The sequence below is a fragment of the Methylobacterium sp. EM32 genome (assembly GCF_040593685.1).
Classification (GTDB): Bacteria; Pseudomonadota; Alphaproteobacteria; order Rhizobiales; family Beijerinckiaceae; genus Methylobacterium.
Genome location: NZ_JBEXZS010000082.1, coordinates 1 through 6,610 on the forward strand (window position 1 = coordinate 1; position 6,610 = coordinate 6,610).

The window sequence follows — 6,610 nt, forward strand, 5'->3', positions numbered from 1 at the left end:
TTTGGGCTGCGCTAGCACTGCGCTAGGAAATATTGCCGTTCTGGCGCAAGGGCAAGGCAATGAAAAACCCCGCTAAGTGCTTAGCGGGGTTGAAAAACTTTGGTAGCGGAGGAGGGATTTGAACCCCCGACACAAGGATTATGATTCCGAGTGTCGGACTTGCCGACCCAGTTTGGAGGCCTTCCGGAACCCCGTTTCCCCTCTGCGGACGTTAATCATGGACCGTCGTTCCGCTTGCCCCCTCTAGGGCCGCCGACCCAGGGTGCCGACCCAGAACCGACCCAGTGCATGGATTGTTCTCGTCGTGCCTTCCCTCCTCCTTACCCCGGAACTCGTCACCAAGCTCTCGGCCGAATGCTTGCCCGGCATGAAGAAGCCGAGGGACGTCGTCGACCGCGGCTGCGTCGGCCTGGCGCTGCGCCTGCGGCCCCGTGGAGCGACGTGGTCGTTCAAGATGGTCCGCGGCGGCGAGGAGCGGCGGATCAAGCTTGGCACCCCGGCGATGCTCTCCCTGGCCCAGGCCCGCACGATGGCGGCGGCCGCCCGTCGCGACGTCGAGAACCGGGTCGCCGTCTTCGATGGCGACGCATGGCTCCACAAGGAGTTCATCGCGCTCGGCCTGGCCGAGCCGACGCCCCCGCCGCCGGAGCGCCACCCGGACAAAGTCGCGGCCTTCGAGCGGGCGCTGGAGGACATGAACTACTGGTACTGGGATGAGGCGCGCACAGCCTACCTCGCCGAGGTCAAGCGGACGAAGCGGCCGGACACCTGGAACGACTACCGGGCCATGCTGCACGTCAAGGAGCTCGCCCCCCTGGGCGGGCGGAAGGTCCGGCGCATCGTCCGGAGCGAGCTCTCCGTCATCGTCGCGGAGATCCACGAGAGCGGCCGGGAACGGCACGCCGAGCACCTGGCGTCGGTCCTGCGCCCGATGTGGAACTACCTGTGCCAGGACCACGTCCGGCCGAGGTCTGGCCTCGACGAGAAGCAGACGATGGCGGGCCTGCGGGCCCCGGAGCGCTCGGCCGGCGTCAAGCCGCGGGCGAACGGCAAGATCCCGGGGACCTACATCGCGACCGGGGCCGAGGTGGGATTCCTCGTCGCCGCGTCGCGCGCCGGCGCCATCGAGGGCGGCCTGGCGGTCGCGATGGAGCTCCTCGTCATGACCGGGCAGCGCCGGCGCCCGATCTCGTCGGCCCTGGTCGAGGATTTCGTCCCCTGGGTCGAGACGCCCGGCTGGGGCGTGTGGTCGATGGGGCCGGCGCACCGGAAGACGGCGGACAGGCGCGAGGATCGGCACCGGCACTGCGTCCCGCTCCCCCCGGCCCTCTGGCGGCGCGTCCAGGCCCAGATGGAGCGGGCCAAGGCGGCGAAGTCGCCTTACCTGTTCCCGCAGTACAAGGCCGCGAGGAAGGGCGGGAAGGTCGACGGCCACATGAACGCGGCGAACATCAACCATCGCCTGTTCGACATGGACCTGCGCGCGAGCCCCCACGACATCCGGCGCTGCCTGACGAACATCTGCCAGACGAAGCTCCGGATTGCGCGGTCCGACGTGAAGCTCGTCACCGACCACAACGAGGGCATCCGCTCGGACGACGTCCTGGAGGGGCACTACACGGACGACGACCGGCTCGATTTGAAGGCGCCGCTGATGGAGCGCTACGTCGCCTGGGTCGACGGGCAGGCCGCGGCGGCCGCGCTGCCTCCCCTCTCGGAACTGCGCGCCGAGATCGCGCGCCGGCGCCGGGAGCGCGAGGCAGAGGGCAAGCTCAAGACCGCCGCGCGGAAGGCGGCGGAAGAAGAGGCGCAGAAGGTTAAGGCCGAGGCGGCCGCCCTGGCCGCGGCCGGGGGCGAGGCGGTGGCGGCGTAGGCCTCATCCGTGCCGCCACCAGAACCACGCCACGGCGACCGCCAGGCCGCCGCCGACGACGGCGAGCCTGACCCATGCGTACCGCTCCCGGAGGGGCAGCCTCCGGAGCCGCTCGCGCTCCTCCCGGTCGTATTCGTCCGCCGCCCGCCAGCCCATGTCGTCCCCCGGTTCCCGCGCCCAGCAAGGCACGCCCACCGGGGTGGCGCTAGGGAAGCTGGTAGCCTCCCTCGGCCGGCTTACCGGGACGCCTTGCGCCGCTTCGCAGGTCGGGCCGTGGTGTCGCGCATCACCTCGATCAGGTCGGCACCTGGTATCCGATAATGAGGGGACGGACAGAGTTCCAGGTGCCCGTTCGACCGACCCTGGTCGTAGAGCCGATAGGGAAGCGAAAGGACAGATACGCCTTGCTTGCCGTTATTAAACAACCAGGAAGCGAAGTCGCAAAGGCCTCCCCCGTTGCTCCCGTCGAAGAACGTGTTGACTGCTCGCATCCTCACTCGTTCACGTTCGACCTCACGCAACAAGTCGGACAGCATCACGATGTTCTGTCGCAAGGTAGTCGTACTGGCGTCCTTGCGACGCAGTGTGGCGACTACACCCGTTAGACGCTCCTCAATGTCTTGAAGGCGTTCTGCGACCGTAGGGCCAGAGCGGACAAGCTCGGCGCCGCGCAGGTATCTATCGCCCACTAGCGCGAAGATGGACTGACGGCCGCGCCCGGTTTCCATTGCAGCGTAGTTGACGACGCGTCGTTCGACGACGAGACGTCCGTCACCGTCGGCGATGCGGACGAGCTTGGGCCAAAGCTTCTCGCCGACGAACTCGCGCAACCGCCGACGCACCTCCCCGAATTCCGCGACGGACGGGTCAGCGCGCATGGCGGCCATCATGCCGAGGATGTCGCGGTCACGGGCCATGACGAGCCGTTGCTGCTCGACGTAATCCCGGCGGTCCCTGGCGGCATCGAAGTCGCGGGCTAGGAGATCAAAGGTGACGCCGTAATGCTTTCCAGCGCAGTCCCGGCCAACCAAGCGCCTAGTGCCGGACTTGTAGCGCATGACAACGCCGTTGAAGTGGTTTGGATGCTTACAGAATACGCATCGAACCATACCGCGCTCGCGGCCGGAAACGTTGTACGCCATTTCAACTAGTGCCTCCTCAACTGGAGGCTGATCTTCGGAAAGGTCTTCGAGGCTTTCCGGGTCGTCGGTCGTCAGTTGCGTGGAGAGAAGTTCGTCGTCGGTTTTGGTGCTCCAGTAAGTGCCGGCCGAGGATTTCGAGGGCGGGGGCAGATACGCCAAGTACGCACACTCCAGTTTCAGCGAAGGTGCAACATAGCGTGAACGGCGGGTATTCGCTAGGGCCTCGAAGCGGGATTCGTCAGTAATGCACACCCTGTCTTGGGGATGGCGCGTCAGATTTGACGCGATGGCGCACTAGTTACCAGGCAAGAATTGCCTCCGTGCCTCCCCGTTGCATGCCTACTTCAGTAGGCCGTTGCCTACCTCTCTCCGGGGGAAGGCCACGCCCACGTGACCGGCTCGTGGTACACCCTCGCCAACGCGACCCTCGCCGCGCTGACGCGCCCCCGGTTCCGGCGCCGGGCCCGGCGGGACAGGGGCTTGCCGATTGCCGGCCGGGACGCCTTCGCCGCCTCCATGTCGACCAGCACGTCGACCCATGCGTTCCGGACCGGGCGGAGGAACTCGGTGCGCCAGGCATCCATCTCGCGCCTGTGGCGCTCCCGCTCCGCATCTATGAAGCGGGCGTAGAGGGACTCCCCCCGCCGCAGGTCCTCGGCGGCCTCCTCGTAGGGCTGGTCCATGATCGAGACGAGGTTCGCGAGCTGTGCCCGCACGAAGCCCTCGTAGGTCGCGTCAGGCATGGCTCTCCTCCACCCCCATCAGCTTCCGCATCTCGCCGGCGAGCGCGGCGCGCCCCTCCGCCCGGCCGTCCTCCCGGCCCGCGCGCTCGCCCGCCGCGAACGCCAGCAGCAGGGCGACGAGGACCTCGACGGGCGGGTCATCGCCGATGTCGCGCTTGCGGGCTTGAAACAGGTGGCGGCCGCGCTTGACGTCGTGGAACAGCCAGGTGCCCGGCCAACCGATCGACGGGTTGTCCCAGTCGAAGTCGCAGACCACGACGTCGTCGCCGAGGCGGGCGTAGGGCTCAAGCATGAAAGGTCCCCACCTGCGGAAGGTCGGCGCCCCGGGCGCGCCGCGGCGGCGCCGGGGTCTCGGCCTCGACGGGCACGACCTCCCAGTCCTCGGCGAGCATGTCGTCCGAGTTCATGTGGTAGGCGAGCCAGCCGGGACGGCCGGGGCTGAACCAGGCCACGATGGGGGCGCCGCCCTCGCTGCGCGGGATCACCTCGATCCACGACTCCCACCCCTTCCGGCGGATGCGCCGCCCCTCGTGGCGCGCCAGGTAGAGGGCCGACGAGAAGTCCATCCCGGCGTCCTCGTCCCCGTAGCCCGTCGCGGCGTGGCCCCGGTAGTCCGCGATCAGGCGCTCGACCCGGGCCTCGCTGAACTCGACGCCGGCCCACGCCTCGATGACGTGCACCACCTCGTGGACCATCGTGTCGGCGAGGCTCTCGGCGAGCGCGGCCGGCGTCTCGCCGAGCTCGACGTGCGCCTGGAGGAAGGCGGACAGGTTGAAGGCGCAGAACGCCTTCCCGTCCGGGAACGGCTTGCCCTCCTCGTGCAGGTAGGCCGCGAAGCCCGGGATGAAGTCGTGCTGCCGGAACTCGACGACGATGCCCGAGGGCGTGACGTGCGGATCGGCCATGGTCAGGCCACCCTCGTGACGGTGCGCTCGGCGACCACCGGCATGAAGCGGTTGAGCTCGACCTCGTAGCCGTGCGGTCCCGGGACCAGGGCGAACTCGGGCCGTATGATCGGGCCGTTGATGCCATCGCGGCCATCCCAGCGCTTCCAGGGCCCAACCTCGCAAGGACCGCCAGCGAGGTGGAGGAACGAGAGATCCATCAGGGCGACGTCGCGCTGGTAGGCGTAGACCAGCACCTCCAGGCGTCCTTGGTCCTCCAGCCTGGATGCCGTGGCCACCATGAACGGGCCGCGGTCATCGAGCGGGTCCGAACCGGGGCGTGCTCTCGACAGCCTGGCGTCGAGCCTCAGCGGGACCGTGGCGACCTGGGGCTGCAGGTATCTCACCCGCCGCGACACCGCGGTCCGGGTCTGCACCGTGCCGTCGGCGCTGGTTGTCGTCTCGACCATCATGACGCCGGGCGCCTCGGCCCGGCGGCGCTCCCGGACCGCCTCGTCGAGGCGCCCGGCATCCTCGTCCCCGAGCGCGGCGACGGCGCGCGCGAGCTCGTCCAGTTCAGTGTCCGTCAGCATGTCCCGGTCCCTTCCCATCAGGGAGGGTACGGGGATCCCTCGATTCGTATAGGGACGCGCCCGAGCCGCTGGCGCGCCGCCCGGGCCGTGCTATCCCGAGCCCATGGATATCGTGCTTCAATACGTGTCGGCCGAGACGTGGCCGCGCCCCGACGGGTGGATCGCCGTCGGGCTCGTCGGGCGCCTGGCGCTCGCCTTCGACCCCGAGCGGCAGCCCTACCTCGTCGGCGATGGCGAGCCGCAGCCGCTCGATCCGGTCGCGGTCAACGCCGCGCTGGTGGACGCCGTCGACCGCGCCGGGACGCGCCTCTGGCCGGGCGGGTGGTCCCACGCGCTGCCGCTAGCGTTCGGCATCAACCGGCGCACCTTGGCCCGCGACCGCATCGAGAGGAACGGCGTCCATCCCCAGGTACTGGCGACGCTCGGAACCGCCGCGTACGGGGACGACGCGGAAGGCATGGGCTACGTTCTGACCGCCCTGGCCCGCTACGCCGACGAGCATGGCCGGGGCGACAAGAACGTCTCACTGGACGATGCCGAACGGGCCGCGAAAGAAGCCCTCTTCCTGCTCCGACAGGTCCGCCGGAGCCCGACGTTCAAGCACCGCGAAGGATTGGAGTGAGATTCCTTCGAGCGGTTAGACTCCGTTAAGAGGTCGCGGCTACACCGAAGACGGCCAAGGGCGGCGTATGTCTCCCAGGCGCATTGGAGTGTACCAATATGAAGAAGCCCCCCAGGGCGGCTTTCGCGCCGACGCGCGAGCTGTACGCCTGCACCGCATCCCTCATCAACGACAGCGTCGCCCAGGACGGAGCCGCGTGGTTCCGCCACATGCTCGTCGCCGAGATCGTCATCGCGGCCGGAGCGACGTCGCCCGACCGCGTCGAGTTCGAATACGTGACGGGGCTGGAGCGGTCGCACCGCGACTGCGTCCGCGCCGGCGATACGGCGGAGGCCCGCGGGCGCCTCGGCGACCAGCTCGTCACCGCCCTCTACGTGGGCGAGCAGGTCCTGTGCGACGAGGACGGATTCGACCGGCCCCTCCTGCCGGAAATCCTCGGGCGCCTCGCCTTCTACGCTCTCGCGCTCGGCCGGCGCGAGGCGCTCCCGTACGCCCAGGACTACGCCATCGAGCAGGCCCGGCACGCCGAGCCCGGCGACGCGCTGCACTACGTCGCGCACGGCCTGAGCCTGCTGACGCCGCAGCACCCCTGTTTCCTGGCCTCTGAGCTCTCACGGCGCGGCCCGCGGCGCGGCCCGTGCCTCGCCATGAGCCACGCGCTCGCGCTCGGGCTGGAGCACCTGCCCGGGATCGTGCCGGCCGCGAAGACGGCGGTCGCGCCCCTCGACGAGGAGGAGCGGCTCGACCTGGAGG

The 6,610-nt window shown here is 69.2% G+C and carries 8 protein-coding genes; 3 read left to right on the top strand and 5 right to left on the bottom strand.

What is annotated here, in order from left to right; translation table 11 throughout:
* Nucleotides 1-304: 304 nt before the first annotated feature.
* Nucleotides 305-1,873 (top strand): integrase arm-type DNA-binding domain-containing protein, encoded by a 1,569-nt coding sequence (locus tag ABZT49_RS12210; protein ID WP_305078764.1) that lies wholly within the window; start codon nt 305-307, stop codon nt 1,871-1,873.
* A 236-nt stretch (nt 1,874-2,109) separates the two neighbouring features.
* Here the strand turns inward: ABZT49_RS12210 and ABZT49_RS12215 are convergent, their stop codons facing one another.
* The 5 genes from ABZT49_RS12215 to ABZT49_RS12235 form a co-directional block, all read right to left on the bottom strand.
* Complete coding sequence (locus ABZT49_RS12215; RefSeq protein WP_305078765.1) at nt 2,110-3,174, bottom strand: hypothetical protein; 1,065 nt, start codon at nt 3,172-3,174, stop codon at nt 2,110-2,112.
* Nucleotides 3,175-3,374: 200 nt separating this feature from the next.
* Nucleotides 3,375-3,758, bottom strand: a complete 384-nt coding sequence (locus ABZT49_RS12220) for a hypothetical protein (RefSeq protein WP_305078766.1) — start codon at nt 3,756-3,758, stop codon at nt 3,375-3,377.
* Nucleotides 3,751-4,050 carry a hypothetical protein gene (locus ABZT49_RS12225; protein ID WP_305078767.1) on the bottom strand — a complete coding sequence of 100 codons (300 nt, stop codon included), beginning with the start codon at nt 4,048-4,050 and terminating at the stop codon, nt 3,751-3,753. The genes ABZT49_RS12220 and ABZT49_RS12225 overlap by 8 nt, the downstream gene beginning before the upstream one ends.
* Nucleotides 4,043-4,663 carry a hypothetical protein gene (locus ABZT49_RS12230; RefSeq protein ID WP_355286337.1) on the bottom strand — a complete coding sequence of 207 codons (621 nt, stop codon included), beginning with the start codon at nt 4,661-4,663 and terminating at the stop codon, nt 4,043-4,045. Before ABZT49_RS12230 ends, ABZT49_RS12225 begins: the two co-directional genes overlap by 8 nt.
* A 2-nt stretch (nt 4,664-4,665) precedes the next feature.
* Complete coding sequence (locus ABZT49_RS12235) at nt 4,666-5,235, bottom strand: hypothetical protein (protein ID WP_305078769.1); 570 nt, start codon at nt 5,233-5,235, stop codon at nt 4,666-4,668.
* A 103-nt stretch (nt 5,236-5,338) separates the two neighbouring features.
* On the opposite strand from ABZT49_RS12235, the gene ABZT49_RS12240 reads away from it, so the two are divergent.
* A complete protein-coding gene (locus tag ABZT49_RS12240; RefSeq protein WP_305078770.1) occupies nt 5,339-5,857 on the top strand; it encodes a hypothetical protein in 519 nt (172 codons plus the stop codon).
* 98 nt (nt 5,858-5,955) lie between these two features.
* On the top strand, nt 5,956-6,610 hold a 655-nt coding region (locus tag ABZT49_RS12245), incomplete at its 3' end, for a hypothetical protein (protein WP_355286338.1).